Origin of the sequence: Massilia timonae CCUG 45783, from assembly GCF_000315425.1 — a bacterium.
Classification (GTDB): domain Bacteria; phylum Pseudomonadota; class Gammaproteobacteria; order Burkholderiales; family Burkholderiaceae_D; genus Telluria; species Telluria timonae.
On the sequence record NZ_JH992924.1, the window covers coordinates 241,598 to 255,921 of the forward strand.

18 protein-coding genes are annotated in these 14,324 nt (G+C 64.5%); 14 read left to right on the forward strand and 4 right to left on the reverse strand.

Annotated elements, in window-relative coordinates:
* Positions 1-19 precede the first annotated feature (19 nt).
* Positions 20-493 carry a GNAT family N-acetyltransferase gene (locus HMPREF9710_RS16230; protein WP_005668107.1) on the forward strand — a complete coding sequence of 158 codons (474 nt, stop codon included), beginning with the start codon at positions 20-22 and terminating at the stop codon, positions 491-493.
* 1 nt (position 494) lies between these two features.
* On the opposite strand, the gene trmL is transcribed toward HMPREF9710_RS16230, so the two are convergent.
* Both trmL and HMPREF9710_RS16240 read right to left on the reverse strand, forming a co-directional pair.
* A complete protein-coding gene (trmL, locus tag HMPREF9710_RS16235; RefSeq protein ID WP_005668110.1) occupies positions 495-965 on the reverse strand; it encodes a tRNA (uridine(34)/cytosine(34)/5-carboxymethylaminomethyluridine(34)-2'-O)-methyltransferase TrmL in 471 nt (156 codons plus the stop codon).
* Between the two features lie 22 nt (positions 966-987).
* Positions 988-1,707, reverse strand: coding sequence for a ComF family protein (locus HMPREF9710_RS16240; RefSeq protein WP_005668112.1), 720 nt, complete (start codon positions 1,705-1,707; stop codon positions 988-990).
* A 60-nt stretch (positions 1,708-1,767) separates the two neighbouring features.
* Between HMPREF9710_RS16240 and HMPREF9710_RS16245 the strand changes: the two genes are divergently transcribed.
* The 6 genes from HMPREF9710_RS16245 to HMPREF9710_RS16270 all read left to right on the forward strand — a co-directional run bounded on the left by HMPREF9710_RS16245 (position 1,768) and on the right by HMPREF9710_RS16270 (position 7,663).
* Positions 1,768-2,685: a methyltransferase domain-containing protein gene (locus HMPREF9710_RS16245; protein WP_005668114.1), complete on the forward strand. Its 918-nt coding sequence runs from the start codon at positions 1,768-1,770 to the stop codon at positions 2,683-2,685.
* A gap of 349 nt (positions 2,686-3,034) precedes the next feature.
* Positions 3,035-4,231, forward strand: coding sequence for a cytochrome c oxidase subunit II (gene coxB / locus HMPREF9710_RS16250; RefSeq protein WP_005668116.1), 1,197 nt, complete (start codon positions 3,035-3,037; stop codon positions 4,229-4,231).
* Positions 4,232-4,246: 15 nt separating this feature from the next.
* Positions 4,247-5,860: a cytochrome c oxidase subunit I gene (gene ctaD / locus HMPREF9710_RS16255; RefSeq protein ID WP_005668117.1), complete on the forward strand. Its 1,614-nt coding sequence runs from the start codon at positions 4,247-4,249 to the stop codon at positions 5,858-5,860.
* A gap of 118 nt (positions 5,861-5,978) precedes the next feature.
* Positions 5,979-6,554: a cytochrome c oxidase assembly protein gene (locus tag HMPREF9710_RS16260; RefSeq protein ID WP_005668119.1), complete on the forward strand. Its 576-nt coding sequence runs from the start codon at positions 5,979-5,981 to the stop codon at positions 6,552-6,554.
* The gene (locus tag HMPREF9710_RS16265) at positions 6,547-6,756 is read left to right on the forward strand and encodes a DUF2970 domain-containing protein (protein WP_005668121.1); all 210 of its coding nucleotides are present in this window, start codon (positions 6,547-6,549) and stop codon (positions 6,754-6,756) included. The genes HMPREF9710_RS16260 and HMPREF9710_RS16265 overlap by 8 nt, the downstream gene beginning before the upstream one ends.
* Before the next feature lie 34 nt (positions 6,757-6,790).
* Positions 6,791-7,663 carry a cytochrome c oxidase subunit 3 gene (locus tag HMPREF9710_RS16270; RefSeq protein WP_005668122.1) on the forward strand — a complete coding sequence of 291 codons (873 nt, stop codon included), beginning with the start codon at positions 6,791-6,793 and terminating at the stop codon, positions 7,661-7,663.
* 42 nt (positions 7,664-7,705) lie between these two features.
* Here HMPREF9710_RS16270 and HMPREF9710_RS16275 read toward each other — a convergent pair whose 3' ends face one another.
* Positions 7,706-7,906, reverse strand: a complete 201-nt coding sequence (locus HMPREF9710_RS16275; RefSeq protein WP_005668124.1) for a twin transmembrane helix small protein — start codon at positions 7,904-7,906, stop codon at positions 7,706-7,708.
* 33 nt (positions 7,907-7,939) lie between these two features.
* On the opposite strand from HMPREF9710_RS16275, the gene HMPREF9710_RS16280 reads away from it, so the two are divergent.
* The 7 genes from HMPREF9710_RS16280 to HMPREF9710_RS16310 all read left to right on the forward strand — a co-directional run bounded on the left by HMPREF9710_RS16280 (position 7,940) and on the right by HMPREF9710_RS16310 (position 13,903).
* Positions 7,940-8,683: an SURF1 family protein gene (locus HMPREF9710_RS16280; protein ID WP_005668125.1), complete on the forward strand. Its 744-nt coding sequence runs from the start codon at positions 7,940-7,942 to the stop codon at positions 8,681-8,683.
* Positions 8,661-9,278 (forward strand): redox-active disulfide-containing membrane protein, encoded by a 618-nt coding sequence (locus HMPREF9710_RS16285; RefSeq protein ID WP_051205127.1) that lies wholly within the window; start codon positions 8,661-8,663, stop codon positions 9,276-9,278. Before HMPREF9710_RS16280 ends, HMPREF9710_RS16285 begins: the two co-directional genes overlap by 23 nt.
* Positions 9,279-9,320: 42 nt before the next feature.
* Positions 9,321-10,499 (forward strand): COX15/CtaA family protein, encoded by a 1,179-nt coding sequence (locus HMPREF9710_RS16290; protein ID WP_005668127.1) that lies wholly within the window; start codon positions 9,321-9,323, stop codon positions 10,497-10,499.
* The gene (gene cyoE, locus HMPREF9710_RS16295) at positions 10,500-11,393 is read left to right on the forward strand and encodes a heme o synthase (RefSeq protein ID WP_005668129.1); all 894 of its coding nucleotides are present in this window, start codon (positions 10,500-10,502) and stop codon (positions 11,391-11,393) included.
* Between the two features lies 1 nt (position 11,394).
* A complete protein-coding gene (locus tag HMPREF9710_RS16300) occupies positions 11,395-11,985 on the forward strand; it encodes an SCO family protein (RefSeq protein ID WP_005668130.1) in 591 nt (196 codons plus the stop codon).
* Positions 11,986-12,015: 30 nt separating this feature from the next.
* Complete coding sequence (locus tag HMPREF9710_RS16305; RefSeq protein ID WP_005668131.1) at positions 12,016-13,092, forward strand: AI-2E family transporter; 1,077 nt, start codon at positions 12,016-12,018, stop codon at positions 13,090-13,092.
* 127 nt (positions 13,093-13,219) lie between these two features.
* Positions 13,220-13,903, forward strand: coding sequence for a PEP-CTERM sorting domain-containing protein (locus HMPREF9710_RS16310; protein WP_005668132.1), 684 nt, complete (start codon positions 13,220-13,222; stop codon positions 13,901-13,903).
* A gap of 52 nt (positions 13,904-13,955) precedes the next feature.
* On the opposite strand, the gene HMPREF9710_RS16315 is transcribed toward HMPREF9710_RS16310, so the two are convergent.
* Entirely contained in the window at positions 13,956-14,315 is a 360-nt protein-coding gene (locus HMPREF9710_RS16315; protein WP_005668133.1) for a hypothetical protein, read from the reverse strand.
* Positions 14,316-14,324: the final 9 nt, after the last annotated feature.

Here is a 14,324-nt window from a genome sequence, read left to right on the forward strand (position 1 = left end):
CCTTCACACGGAGCGACTCATGCTGCGTGAATATCGGCGCGAGGATTTTGATGCGTTCGCAGCGCATCTCGCCGACCCCGTCAGCTCGGCCCACCTGGTCCCGGCTGACCGCCACGCCGCTTGGCGCATCTTCTGTTCACAAGCGGGACTATGGCTCATCCATGGCGCAGGATGGTGGGCTGTCGAGGAAAAGAAGACCGGTCGACTCGTCGGAAGTGTCGGCGCGTTCTTCCGCGAGGAATCCACCGTGATGGAGCTTGGCTGGAATACCTATCGTGCCTTTTGGGGCCAGGGATTCGCGAACGAAGCGGCGGCGGCAGCCTTGAGCCACGCGCTCGAGATCCGACGCGAACCAACAGTGCGGGCGCTCATCGCTTCAGCCAATGCATCGTCGCTGCGCGTTGCCAAGCGCCTTGGCCTGACGTATGAAGCGGACACCGAGATATACGGCAAGGCGGTCGGGATGTATACGCGTGCCAAGCCTGCGTCCTGACCTAAGCCCCGCCCTGGTAACCGTTCTGGCGCCAGGCCTCGTACACCACGATCGCCACCGTATTCGACAAATTCAGGCTGCGATTATCGGGCCGCATCGGCAGCCGGATGCGCTGCTCAGGCGGGAAGGTCTCACGAAACGCCGGCGCCAGGCCGCGCGACTCCGGCCCGAACACGAACACGTCGCCCGGCTGGAAGTGCGCCTCGGCGAACGGCGACGAGCCATGTGTAGTGAGCGCGAACATGCGCGCCTGATCGGGCTTGACCGTCTCCAGGAAGGCGTCCCAGTCCTTGTGCACCTGCATATTGGCGTATTCGTGGTAATCCAGCCCGGCGCGGCGCATCTTGGCGTCGTCCAGCGGAAAGCCGAGCGGTTCGATCAGGTGCAGCTGGGCGCCGGCGTTGGCGCACAGGCGGATCACATTGCCGGTATTCGGCGGGATTTCTGGTTCGACCAGGACGACGTGAAACAAGGTACTTCTCCTCAGTGATAATTCATGCATGCGGCGGTGTGCGCGCGAACACGAAGTTCGTGACGCGCGCGGCGCCGGCCCGCTTCAGGACGGTCGCGACTTCATCGAGCGTATGCCCGCTCGACATGACGTCGTCGACCACGCCCACATGGCGTCCGCGCACGTCGCCCGCGGCGTTCACCCCGAACGCCCCGCGCACATTCTTCTTGCGCTCGCCCGGCGCGGCATTCGACTGCGCCGGGGTTTCGCGCACCCGCTGCAAGAGCCGCGGCGCTATGGCTACGCGCAGCGCGCCGGCCAGCGGCCGCGCCACCTCGAGCGCCTGGTTGTAGCCGCGCTCGACCAGGCGGGCCGGGCCCAGCGGCACCGGGCACAGCACGTCGGGCAACGCTGGCGCCGCACGTGCGACGGCGCCGTGCAGCATGCGCGCCATCCACGGCGCCAGCGCCAGCTGGGCCCCGAATTTCAGCTGCAGCACCAGGCTGTCGAGCGGCGCCGCGTAGTCGCAGGCGGCCACGGTGGCGTCGAAAGCCGGGCTGTCCGCCAGGCAGGCGCCGCAATGCCGGCCCAGGTCGGCGCTGCCTGCCGGATTGGCGCAGCACGGGCAGCGCGTCACGGGCAGGACGTAGGCCTGCTCGCAAGCCGGGCACACGGCCCGGTCCGAGTAAGCTCCGCACAAGGCGCAGGCGGACGGCAGCATGGCGCCCAGCAGGCGGCCGGGCAGTGCGCGAAGGTCCAGCATCGGCTCGACTTCCCACAACCGGTTAAACTGCCAACATTATCTCATCTCGACTTGCATCCCATGGCTTCTCCTCAATCCCCGTCCAGGCTGAGCGCCCCGATCGACCTGCCCCGCGTGCGCGAGCTGTTCGCGCGTCCCGCACGCATCGCGCCATCGGATTTCCTGCGCCGCGAGATCGCCGAACGCATGCACGAGCGCCTGAGCCTGGTGAAAATCGTTCCCAGGCAGGTGCTGGATGCCGGGTGCGGCGCCGGCGCCGACCTGGGCTTGTTGCAGAAAACCTATCCGGCCGCGCAGATCCTGGGCCTCGACGGGGCGGGGGCCATGGCGCGCGCGGCCAGGGGGCCGGTAGCGCAGGGCGGCGCGCTGAACCAGCTGCTGACCCGCCTGATGCCGGCCAAGGCCGGCGTCGACGTGCTGTGCGGCGACTATGGCAACCTGCCGTTCGGACCGAACTCGCTCGACCTGCTGTGGTCGAACCTGGCGCTGCATTGGCACCCGCTGCCCGATCGCGTGTTCGCCGAGTGGCGCCGCGTGCTGCGGGTCGAAGGGCTGCTGATGTTTTCCTGCTTCGGCCCGGATACCTTCACCGAGCTGCGCGCCGCTTTCGCCGCGCTCGACGCCTATCCGCACACCTTGCCCTTCGTCGACATGCACGATTTCGGCGACCAGCTGGTCGCGGCCGGTTTCTCGACGCCCGTGATGGACATGGAACGCATCACGGTCACCTACGACACGCCGCAGGCGCTGCTGGCCGACGTGCGGGCGCTGGGCGGTAACCCGCTGGAATCGCGCCGCCGCGGCCTGATCGGCCGCGCGGCCTGGCAGCGCCTGCTCGACGCCCTCGAGGCGCAACGCCGCCCGGACGGCAAGCTGGGCCTGACCTTCGAAGTCATCTACGGCCACGCCTTCCGCCCTGCGCCGCGCACCACCGCCTCGGGTGAATCCATCGTGCGCTTCCAGCCCCGCAAGCCCTGATATCCGCCTCGCATGGCATATCTGATAAGACGGCCGATTTTCCTTGAATAAAAATTAGTGCTTTAGATATAATCAATTGCTATTTTTTCCGTCCGGCCAATAGAATCGCTTAAAAAAGCGGCAGATTTGGACGAAAAGTAGAAAAAGAATTGCAGCAGTCGCAGAGTCGCCCGGTCCTGGCAGCAACGTATTGCCAGGTGGGCGAGATGGTTTCCCACCATTCCGCAGCGCAATTTCGCGGGACGACCCGGCAAGCCCTCTGCGATCAGTAGGAGCGGGCACGGTTCGTTCACGAAATTGCTGGGCCCGTTTAAAAATATTCTTATTTTTAGGGTGGTTGGGGACATACATGACATATGCAACGCGACTTCAGGCCGTGCTGTACGGCCTTGCCGTACTCGCAGCAGCCGGCGCCACGCCAGCCCTGGCGCAGCAACAGCCGCTCACGGGCCGGCCTCTCGAGCACCAGCTCAATATGCAGGCCCCCGTCACCGCCGTCGGCGCCGACATCTATTCCCTGCACAACTGGATGATGATCGTCTGCCTGGTGATCTTCCTCGGCGTGTTCGGCGTCATGTTCTATTCGGTGTTCAAGCACCGCAAATCCCTCGGCCACAAGCCCGCCACCTTCCACGAATCCACCGCCGTCGAGATCGCTTGGACGATCGTCCCGTTCCTGATCGTCATCGGCATGGCGCTGCCCGCGACCAAGACCGTGGTCGCCCTGAAGGACACCTCGAATGCCGACCTCACCATCAAGGCCACCGGCATGCAGTGGAAGTGGGGGTACGACTACCTGAAAGGCGAGGGCGAAGGCATCTCCTTCCTGTCGAACCTGGCCACGCCGCGCTCGCAGATCGGCGAGCCGGGCGTCAAGCCCACCGAAGCGCGCACCGAAAACTACCTGCTCGAGGTCGACAACGAGATGGTGGTCCCGGTGAACAAGAAAATCCGCATGGTGTTCACCGCCAACGACGTGATTCACGCCTGGACGATTCCGGCGTTCGCGATCAAGCAGGACGCCATCCCCGGTTTCGTGCGCGACGGCTGGTTCCGCGCCGAGAAGACCGGCGTCTACCGCGGCAATTGCGTCGAGCTGTGCGGCAAGGACCACGCCTTCATGCCGATCGTGGTGCGCGTGGTGACCGACGCCGAGTACACCGCTTGGGTCGAGGGCAAGAAGAAGGAAATGGCGGCGCTGGCCGACGATCCGACCAAGACCTGGACCATCGACGAGCTCAAGACCCGCGGCGAGCAGGTCTATGCCGCCAACTGCGTGGCCTGCCACCAGGCCAACGGCAAGGGCGTGCCCGCCGCCTTCGCGGCGCTGGACGGTTCGCCGAACGTGCTGGGCGACAAGAAGCACCAGATCGACATCCTGCTCAATGGCCAGAAGAGCGGCAAGTTCCCGACCGAGATGCCGGCCTGGAAACAGTTGTCCGATACCGAGATCGCCGCCGTGATCACCTATACCCGCAATACCTGGTCGAACAAGGCTGCGGAAAATATCGTTCAACCGGCCGAAGTCCTGGCCGCACGCAAATAATGCAGGGGTAACGACATGAGCACCACGACGATCGACCACGGCCACGATCACTCACACGGCCACGACCACGCCCACGACGAACACCACGAGCATCCACACGGCTGGCGCCGCTGGCTGTTCGCCACCAACCACAAGGACATCGGCACCCTCTATCTCTGGTTCTCGTTCGTCATGCTGCTCTCGGGCGGCGTGCTGGCGCTGATGATCCGCGCCGAGCTGTTCCAGCCCGGCCTGCAATTCGTGCGTCCCGAATTCTTCAACCAGCTCACCACCATGCACGGCCTGGTGATGGTGTTCGGCGCGATCATGCCGGCCTTCGTCGGCTTCGCCAACTGGATGCTGCCGCTGCAGGTGGGCGCCTCGGACATGGCGTTCGCGCGCATGAACAACTTCTCGTTCTGGCTGCTGCCGCCGGCCGCGCTGCTGCTGGCCGGTTCCTTCCTGGTGCCGGGCGGGGCGACTGCGGCGGGTTGGACTTTATATGCGCCGCTGTCGACCCAGATGGGCATCGGCATGGACATGGCGATCTTTGCCATGCACATCATGGGCGCCTCGTCGATCATGGGCTCGATTAACATCATCGTCACCATCCTGAACATGCGCGCGCCGGGCATGACCCTCATGAAGATGCCGATGTTCTGCTGGACCTGGCTGATCACCGCCTACCTGCTCATCGCCGTGATGCCGGTGCTCGCCGGCGCCATCACCATGACCCTGACCGACCGCCACTTCGGCACCTCGTTCTTCAACGCAGCCGGCGGCGGCGACCCGGTCATGTACCAGCACATCTTCTGGTTCTTCGGCCACCCCGAGGTCTACATCATGATCCTGCCGGCCTTCGGCATCGTCTCGCAGATCATCCCGGCCTTCGCCAGGAAGCCCCTGTTCGGCTATGCCTCGATGGTGTACGCCACCGCCTCGATCGCCATCCTGTCGTTCGTGGTCTGGGCCCACCACATGTTCACCACCGGCATGCCGGTGACCTCGCAACTGTTCTTCATGTACGCCACCATGCTGATCGCGGTGCCGACCGGCGTGAAGGTGTTCAACTGGGTCGCCACCATGTGGAAGGGCTCGATGACCTTCGAGACCCCGATGCTGTTCGCGGTCGGCTTCATCTTCGTGTTCACCATGGGCGGCTTCACCGGCCTGATCCTGGCTGTGACCCCGATCGACATCCAGGTGCACGACACCTATTACGTGGTGGCCCACTTCCACTACGTGCTGGTGGCCGGCTCGCTGTTCGCGCTGTTCGCCGGCTTCTATTACTGGGCGCCGAAATGGACCGGCCATATGTATCCCGAAGGCCGCGGCAAGATCCACTTCTGGCTCTCGCTCATCACCTTCAACATCACTTTCTTCCCGATGCACTTCCTGGGGCTGGCCGGCATGCCGCGCCGCTACGCCGACTACGCGGTGCAGTTCACCGACTTCAACATGATCGTGTCGATCGGCGCCTTCGGCTTCGGTTTCAGCCAGGTGTACTTCCTGTTCGCGGTGGTGCTGCCGACCATCCGCGGCGGCGCCAAGGCGCCGGCCAAGCCGTGGGAAGGCGCGGAAGGCCTGGAGTGGACGGTGCCGAGCCCGGCGCCGTTCCACACCTTCGAACACCCGCCGCTGGTGAAGTGATGAGCCCGCGTAAACCGAACAATCTGCGCACCGCCCTGTGGGTGGGCGGCCTGGCGCTGTTCTTCTTCGCCAGCGTGTTCGTCAAGTTCACGCTGCTGAGCTGATCCGGGAGGCGCGCATGAACAGCAAGCTCCTGCGCCTGAACCGCACCACGCTCGGCAAGCTGGTGGTGGTGGCGATCGCGATGTTCGGCTTCGGCTATGCGCTGGTGCCGGTGTATCGCCAGATCTGCGAGGTGCTCGGCATTAACGTGCTGACCCAGAAGGGCGAGTTCGTGGCGGCGCCGACCAATACCCAGGTCGATACATCGCGCACCATCACGATCGAGCTGGACGGCAATTCGCAGGGGCCGTGGCGCTTCCGCCCGACCACGCGCAGCATCGACGTGCACCCGGGCGAGCTGGCCACCGTCATGTACGAGGTGGTCAACACCCAGGGCAGGGCGGTCAAGGCCCAGGCGATCCCGAGCTATGCGCCGCAGTCGGCCACGCCGCACTTCATGAAGGTCGATTGCTTCTGCTTCCAGGAGCAGACGCTTGCGGCGAACGAGGCGCGCCAGATGCCGGTGGTGTTCTTCATCGATCCCAAGCTGCCGCGCGAAGTGAAGAACATCACGCTGTCGTACACCTTCTTCGAGATCGGCGGCGCGTTCAAGGCGGCGGCGGCGCCGGCGAAATCGGCGAAGAATGGATAAGCCACACGAGCGCAAGGCGAATTTTCTCGCCACCATGAAGGCCGTGTTCTGGTCCTTCTTCGGCGTACGCAAGCGCAAGGATTACGAGAGCGATGCCGCCAACCTGAACCCGATCCACGTGATCGTCGCCGGGTTGATCGGGGTCGCGATCTTCATCGGACTGATCATGCTGGCGGTGCGGTTCGCAGTGTCGGCAACGTAGACGCAACAACAATAGCATCACAGAGGAGATAAACATGAGTTCGTCACCAGTGAGTTCCCCAGGCGCCGCGCCTTACTATTATGTCCCCGGCCCGTCGCGCTGGCCGCTGCTGGCCGGCCTGTCGATGCTGGTGACGATGGCCGGTGCGTCCGGCTGGGTCAACAGCATGTCATGGGCGCCGCCCGTGTGCCTGGCCGGCATCGTCGCCATGCTGGTGGTGCTGTACTTCTGGTTCGGCGACGCGATCCGCGAATCCGAATCGGGCCTGTACGGCAAGCGCATCGACCTGTCCTACCGCTGGTCGATGAGCTGGTTCATTTTTTCGGAGGTGATGTTCTTCGGCGCCTTCTTCGGCGCGCTGTTCTACGCGCGCGCGATCAGCATGCCCTGGCTGGCCGACCTCGACCACCAGATCCTGTGGCCCGACTTCTCGGCGCAATGGGGCAACACCGGCCCGGCGCACATCGTCGACGGCTTCCGCACCATGGGACCATTCCCGATCCCGACCATCAACACCGCGCTGCTGCTGACCTCGGGCGTGACGCTGACCATCGCCCACCACGCCCTGCGCGCCGGGCATCGCGGCAAGACCGCGTTCTGGCTGGCCGCCACCATCCTGCTGGGAGCGGTCTTCATGGGCTTCCAGGTCTACGAATACATGCACGCCTACCGGGACCTGAACCTGAAGCTGACCTCGGGCATCTACGGCTCGACCTTCTTCATGCTGACCGGCTTCCACGGCTTCCACGTGACGATGGGAGCGATCATGCTGGCGGTGATCCTGTACCGCGTCATGAAAGGGCACTTTACGGCGGATAACCACTTCGGTTTCGAAGGCGCCGCGTGGTACTGGCACTTCGTCGACGTGGTGTGGCTGGGGCTGTACGTTGTTGTATATTGGTTGTGACGCAAGCGTAGGTTGAACGCGTGGGCGGGGAACCCGCCCACCTTACCGCAAGCCGGTCGGCGCGATCCACCCCAGCTGGTGCGCCGCCAGCAGGCACAGGAACAACACGATCGACAGGCCCACCCGCAGCGCCAGCGCATTGACGGTGCGGTTGCTGCGTCCCTTGTCGCGCATCAGGAAGAACAGGGCCGAGCCAAGGCTGGCCAGGATCAGGACGAAGGCGATGGCGACGAAGATTTTCATGGTGGACCCGCGAAAGGTTGAGGCTTCATTGTAATGCGGTTCGGCTTCCGTTTTCGCCCCGTCGCCTTCGCCGCGGCCGTGGTCGTGGCCATCATCGGCATCCTGCTCGGCAACTGGCAACAGGGCCGGGCCGCCTATAAGACCGGACTGCAGGCGCGCCAGCTGGCGCGCGCCGCCGAGCCGCCGCTCGAACTCACGCCTTCCACCAGGATCGGCCCGGATGACGAATTCCGGACCGTGCGCCTGCAGGGTGAGTTCGTCGCCGGCTGGCCGGTCTTCCTCGCCAATCGCCCGATGACGACCCGGTCCGGAGCGCAGTCCGGGTTCTATCTCGCAATGCCGTTTAAAATAGCGGGTTCGGACACGCACGTGCTGGTGCTGCGTGGCTGGCTGCCGCGACCCGCCGGGGCCGAATACGGCAAGCTGCCCGCGTTCGCCACGCCCGCCGGCCCGCTCCTGCTCAAGGGCAGGATCGTCGCGAGCGCCGGCAAGGTGATGGAATTGGGCGAGGAGCCGCCGCTGGCGCCCGGCGCCCTGGTCCAGAACCTGACGCCCGAGGCGCTCGCCGCGGCCAGTGGCCTGAAGCTGCAGCCCTTCCTGGTGCAGCAGACCCAGGCCGCCGGCCGGCGCGATGCGCTCGGCCGCGACTGGCCCGTGCCTTCCGCGGGCATCGACAAACACCGCGGCTACGCCTTCCAGTGGTATGCACTGGCGGCGCTGGCCCTGATTTTTTATGTAATGACGGGATTTCGACGTGGCTCAAGAACAAATCGCTGACCCCAAGGCCCCTGAGGCTGCGCGCCGCCGTGGGCGCATGAAACTGCTGTTCGTGCTGCTGATCTGCGCGCTGCCGATCATCGTGTCCTACATCACGTTCTATATCGTCAAGCCGGATGGCCGCACGAACTACGGCACCATCCTCGACGCGCGCACCTTGCCGATTCCCGAGATGGCCACCACCACGCTCGACGGCAAGCCGCGCACCCTTGCCGACCTGAAGGGCAAGTGGGTCATGCTGCGCGTCGGCGGCGGCGCCTGCGACGACGAGTGCCAGCGCCAGCTGTACGCGATGCGCCAGTGGCGCACCATGCAGGGCAAGAACATGGACCGCATGGAGCGCGTCTGGCTGATCACCGACAAGGAGCCGCTCGATACCGTCCTGATGCGCGAATACGATGGCATGGAACTGCTGCGCGCGCCCGCCGCGACGGTGGCGCAATGGCTGCCGGTCGCGCCGGGCCAGAAGATGGGCGACCACATCTACCTGATCGACCCGCTCGGCAACCTCATGATGCGCTTCCCCTACCAGCCGGAACCGGGCCGCGTCTACAAGGACATCGTCAAGCTGCTCAAGGCCTCGTCCATCGGTTGAGCCTTACAGCTAGCGCTTCACAGTCACAGTTAAAAGAAACACATGGATCTGTCTTCACTGCTTCACCTGCTCCTGATGGGGCTGCTTGTCGCCAGCCTGCCGCTGGCGATCGTCTGGATGTCGGCCGACCCCAATAAATACCGCAAGCTGGTCTGGGTGATGGTGTTCCTTACCTTCGACCTGATCGTGTTCGGCGGCTTCACCCGCCTGACCGATTCGGGCCTCGGTTGCCCGGACTGGCCGGGCTGCTATGGCGAAGCCAATCCCTTCCTGGCCCATGAGCACATCGCCGCCGCCGAAGCGGCGATGCCGACCGGCCCGGTGACCGTCGCCAAGGCATGGATCGAGATGATCCACCGCTACCTGGCGATGGGCATCGGCGCGCTGATCCTGGCGCTGCTGTTCACCTCGGTCAAGCAATGGCGCCGCACCCATAACGAGGTCTTCAAGCCGGCCATGCCGCTGGCGCTGCTGGTCTCGGTGCTGGTGCAGGGCGCCTTCGGCGCCTGGACCGTCACCCTCAAGCTGCAGCCGGTGATCGTCACCATCCACCTGTTGCTGGGCATGATGCTGCTGGCGATGCTGGTATGGATGGGCTGCCGCGAAGACTATCTGTTGAAGCCGCCGCCGCTGGCGCGCGGTATGGAGCAAATGCGCGATCTCGTGCGCCGCCTGCGCGGCCTGCGCATCCTGTCGCTGCTGGCGGCGGTCGTGCTGGTCACGCAGATCGCGCTCGGCGGGTGGGTGAGCACCAACTACGCCACCATGGCTTGCGACACCTTCCCGCTGTGCCAGGGCGCGCTGGTGCCGGAACTCGACTTCGAGCATGGTTTCCACCTGTGGCGCGAGCTGGGCATGACCAAGGAAGGCCATTACCTGCCGTTCTCGGCCCTGGTGGCGATCCACTGGGTGCACCGGGCGTTCGCGCTGGCGGTGGTGCTGGTGCTGGGCCTGGCGGCCTGGCGCGCCTGGCATCTGCCTGAGGTAGGCACGACCGCGCGCCGGCTGTTGCTGGTGATGGTCGTGCAGCTGTTCACCGGCATCGCCACCGTGTATTTCGACTTCCCGCTGGCGATCGCCGTCATGCATAACGCCGGGGCCGCCCTGCTTGTCATTCTGGTGACCATGTTAAACTACCGGGTGAAGTTCCAACTCGACGCGGCCCGCGCCGCTCCGGCGCCCGAATTTGGCAATGCCTTGTTGCGCCAGCAAGCACCCTAAATGACGACCCAGACCGCCATCCACAAGCCTCCGAGCCGGTTCTCGCAATACTGGACCCTGACCAAGCCGCGCGTGACGCAGCTGGCGGTGTTCTGCGCCGTGATCGGGATGTTCCTCGCCACCGACGGCTTCCCCGGCTGGCAGACGCTGGTCGCCGGCACGGTCGGCATCTGGCTGCTGGCCGCCGCCGCCTTCGCGGTAAACTGCCTGGTCGAGGCCGAGGTCGACGCGCGCATGGCGCGCACCGCGCGCCGCGCCACCGCCTCGGGCGAGCTGAGCCAGTCGCAGACGATCACTTTTTCGGTCGCGCTGGGCGGCCTGGGCATGTATATCCTGTACACGCTGGTCAATCCGCTGACCATGTGGCTGACCTTCGTCACCTTCGTCGGTTATGCCTTCATCTATACCTTGCTGCTCAAGCCGAACACGTCGCAGAACATCGTGATCGGCGGCCTGTCGGGCGCCATGCCGCCGGCGCTGGGCTGGGCCGCGGTGGCCAATGAGGTGCCGATGGAAGCCTGGCTGCTGGTCCTGATCATCTTCATGTGGACCCCGCCGCATTTCTGGGTGCTGGCCATGTACCGGCGCGAAGATTACGCCCGCTCGGGCCTGCCGATGCTGCCGATCACCCACGGCATGAAATTCACCGGCCTGCAGGTGTGGCTGTACACGATCGGCCTGGCCGCGACCACCTTGCTGCCGTTCGCGGTCGGCATGAGCGGCCTGATCTACCTGGCGGCGGCGGTGCCGCTCAACGCCATCTTCCTGCGCCACGCTTGGCGGGTGCATCGCAACTACAGCGATATGGCGGCGCGCAAGACCTTCACCTGGTCGATCGTCTACCTGTCGCTGCTGTTCGCGGCCTTGTTGGTCGACCATTACTTCAGGTTCTGACATGAAAAAATTCTTGAGCGTAGTGGGGTTCACGGCCGTCGCGCTGCTGTCAAGCGGTTGCGAAAAATTGAGCGACAAGCCGCCAGCCTTCCACAACACCGACGTCACCGGCGTCGACTACGCCAAGGGTTTCGCGCTCACCGACCACACCGGCAAGCCGCGCACCCTCGAAGACTTCAAGGGCAAGGTGGTGGTGGTCTTCTTCGGCTACACCCAGTGCCCCGACGTCTGCCCGACCACGATGGCCGAGATGGCCACCGTGATGAAGGAACTGGGCCCGTCGAGCGACGACGTGCAGGTGCTGTTCATTACCGTCGACCCCGAGCGCGATACGCAGGAGCTGCTGTCGCACTATGTCCCGGCCTTCGACAAGCGCTTCATCGGCCTGTATGGCGACGCCGCCGCGACCGCCAAGGTGGCCAAGGAGTTCAAGGTGTTCTACGCCAAGGTGCCGGGCGCCGATCCCGGCAGCTACACCGTGGACCACACGGCCGGCAGCTTCGTGTTCGACAAGCAGGGCCGCCTGCGCCTGTTCGTGCGCCACGGCCAGGGCCCGGCGCTCATCGCCCACGACCTGCGCCAACTGCTATGATGATGTAAACATCATTCATGACAGGACGGCATGGAAGCGCGACCCGGAAGAAACTATACCCGCATCGCCATCGTCGTCCTGCTGACGCTGGGCTGTCTCTATGTCTTGCGTCCCTTCCTGCCGGCCATCCTGTTCGCCGCCGCGGTCGCCATCTCCACCTGGCCCCTGTACCTGCGCCTGCTGCGCGAACTGCGCGGCCAGCGCACGATCGCGGCGCTGACGATGACGCTCACCCTGACCCTGCTGTTCATCATCCCGCTGTCGATGGTGGCCTACAACCTGGGCGACGACGTGGCGCGCGGCTTCAACGAATTGCGCGTCCTGGTCGAGCACCGCGAACTGGCGCCGCCGGCCTGGATCCGCGACATTCCCCTGCTCGGCGAAACGATCGACACCTACCTGCACGACCTGATCGCCAGCCGCGAGCAGATGCTGGCGCTGGCCCAGCGCATGATCGAGCCGGCCCGTATCTGGCTGGTCAAGGGCGGCATCATGCTCGGGACCGGCGTAGTGCAGATGAGCCTGGCGGCCTTCGTCAGCTTCTTCCTGTACCGCGACGGCAATGCGCTCTTGGCCGTGATCGCGGTGACGATGCGCAAGGTGATGGGCGAGGGCGCCGAATCGATCCAGCACACGGTCAGCCAGACCGTGCGCGGCGTGATGTACGGCCTGCTCGGCACGGCGCTGGCCCAGGCGCTGGTGGCGGCGGTCGGCTTCGCGATTGCCGGGGTGCCGGCGGTGCCGCTGCTGTCGGTGCTGGTGTTCCTGACGTCCCTGATTCCGCTCGGCCCGCCGCTGGTGTGGGGCGGTGCGACGCTGTGGCTGTTCGCCCACGGCGAGACGGGCTGGGCGATCTTCATGGCGATCTGGGGCACGGTCTTGATCAGCGGCGTCGACAACGTCGTGCGGCCGATGCTGATCAGCCGCGGCAGCAGCCTGCCGTTCCTCTTGACCCTGCTCGGGGTGCTGGGCGGCGTGATCGCCTTCGGCTTCGTCGGCATGTTCATCGGGCCGGTGCTGCTGGCGGTTGGCTATTCGCTGATGAGCGAATGGACCGGGACCGAGGATCCGATCGTTAAGCACGAGGGGGATCATGCTCACGAATAGCTGGCAATTGTCGGAGATTTTTACAGTGCGATCCCTGTGTCGGGATAAATGGTTAATTTCATTGAGCTAATTTAGTTGGCGCGAATTTTGCTATGTTGATTGTTCCATAACAAATATAGGGATGATCATGAATAAACGACTGACCGGCGCTTTGGGCGCGCTGCTGCTGGCAAGCGCGCTTCCCGCCAAGGCCGGAAGCATCGTTCTGGATTTCGAGGCATTCATTTCGCACAGCCAGATCGGGGATTTCTATAGCGGTGGGCGCGATAGCCACAATCGCCAAGGCTACCATGACTACGGTCTGAGCTTTCGCAACGAGTATGTCATGCATACGCCGCGCGGCGCCTTCCTTGGAGGGCCAGTGGAGCTGACGATTGACCCAGCCAAGCTGCGCGCAGCTCTGGGCAGCGACAAGTACTACATCTCGTTTAACGCAGCGCGCTATGACGTCGATGGCGGCGGAGTGAATGTGTTGTTCGAAGATGGGTTTTACGAACCATACACTTGGGTCTCCGGCAACGGTAACCCTTACTGCCCGACCAACCCGAGTTTCTGCGGCTTTCCGCATCTTGGGACCATGGGTAGCTATCGTGTCTATTCGGCATATGGCGACGCGATGGCCACACATATCAGCTTCAATACTGATCGCCTCGATAACCTCCAGTTCCACGCCTACACAGGCGGCGAGTTCATCCTTCCGCCACCAATCATCGGCGTGGAGCCGCTGGATCGCGTGATTCCCGAGCCGGCATCGATGGCTTTGTTGGGTGTGGGCATGCTGGGCTTGTTCATCCGCCGTCCGCGGTCTTGATGTCCTGCTTCCGGTCGGTTGTATCCGGTGCCGGAAGCGGCTTCGTCCAGAATCAACAGGTTCCCAGCTTCCACACCAGCTTGTCCCTGCCTTTTTCCAGCAACAGCACCTCGACGCCGTTCTTCACCGAGCGCGTGATCGTCACCGAACGCCCAAAGTAGCCATACTCGGTCTTGAGCGCGTCCCTGCTCTCGCTCTGCCTGACCTCGGCGCGGTCGATCTGCAGCCGCAGGTTCTGCAGGATCTGGGCGTCCGGCCAGCGCGCCGACAGGGCGACGTGGCGGGTGCGGTCGTCGCCGTTGGCGTCGGGATAGCGCCGCTCGCAGGCGGCGGCGACGCCCGCATGCATCAGCGAAGCCAGGCACAACAGGCCTGCAGCCAGCCCGGGAAGCATGGAAAACCGGATGGTCATGGATCGTGC

What these genes read in the sequence shown, in the direction of transcription:
- HMPREF9710_RS16270 (WP_005668122.1), top strand. Translation starts at nt 6,791, where the DNA reads ATGAGTTCGTCACCAGTGAGTTCCCCAGGCGCCGCGCCTTACTATTAT.
- HMPREF9710_RS16315 (WP_005668133.1), bottom strand. Translation starts at nt 14,315, where the DNA reads ATGACCATCCGGTTTTCCATGCTTCCCGGGCTGGCTGCAGGCCTGTTG.
- HMPREF9710_RS16265 (WP_005668121.1), top strand. Translation starts at nt 6,547, where the DNA reads ATGGATAAGCCACACGAGCGCAAGGCGAATTTTCTCGCCACCATGAAG.
- cyoE (WP_005668129.1), top strand. Translation starts at nt 10,500, where the DNA reads ATGACGACCCAGACCGCCATCCACAAGCCTCCGAGCCGGTTCTCGCAA.
- HMPREF9710_RS16260 (WP_005668119.1), top strand. Translation starts at nt 5,979, where the DNA reads ATGAACAGCAAGCTCCTGCGCCTGAACCGCACCACGCTCGGCAAGCTG.
- HMPREF9710_RS16305 (WP_005668131.1), top strand. Translation starts at nt 12,016, where the DNA reads ATGGAAGCGCGACCCGGAAGAAACTATACCCGCATCGCCATCGTCGTC.
- HMPREF9710_RS16290 (WP_005668127.1), top strand. Translation starts at nt 9,321, where the DNA reads ATGGATCTGTCTTCACTGCTTCACCTGCTCCTGATGGGGCTGCTTGTC.
- HMPREF9710_RS16230 (WP_005668107.1), top strand. Translation starts at nt 20, where the DNA reads ATGCTGCGTGAATATCGGCGCGAGGATTTTGATGCGTTCGCAGCGCAT.
- HMPREF9710_RS16275 (WP_005668124.1), bottom strand. Translation starts at nt 7,906, where the DNA reads ATGAAAATCTTCGTCGCCATCGCCTTCGTCCTGATCCTGGCCAGCCTT.
- HMPREF9710_RS16300 (WP_005668130.1), top strand. Translation starts at nt 11,395, where the DNA reads ATGAAAAAATTCTTGAGCGTAGTGGGGTTCACGGCCGTCGCGCTGCTG.
- HMPREF9710_RS16245 (WP_005668114.1), top strand. Translation starts at nt 1,768, where the DNA reads ATGGCTTCTCCTCAATCCCCGTCCAGGCTGAGCGCCCCGATCGACCTG.
- HMPREF9710_RS16280 (WP_005668125.1), top strand. Translation starts at nt 7,940, where the DNA reads ATGCGGTTCGGCTTCCGTTTTCGCCCCGTCGCCTTCGCCGCGGCCGTG.
- HMPREF9710_RS16310 (WP_005668132.1), top strand. Translation starts at nt 13,220, where the DNA reads ATGAATAAACGACTGACCGGCGCTTTGGGCGCGCTGCTGCTGGCAAGC.
- HMPREF9710_RS16240 (WP_005668112.1), bottom strand. Translation starts at nt 1,707, where the DNA reads ATGCTGGACCTTCGCGCACTGCCCGGCCGCCTGCTGGGCGCCATGCTG.
- coxB (WP_005668116.1), top strand. Translation starts at nt 3,035, where the DNA reads ATGACATATGCAACGCGACTTCAGGCCGTGCTGTACGGCCTTGCCGTA.
- ctaD (WP_005668117.1), top strand. Translation starts at nt 4,247, where the DNA reads ATGAGCACCACGACGATCGACCACGGCCACGATCACTCACACGGCCAC.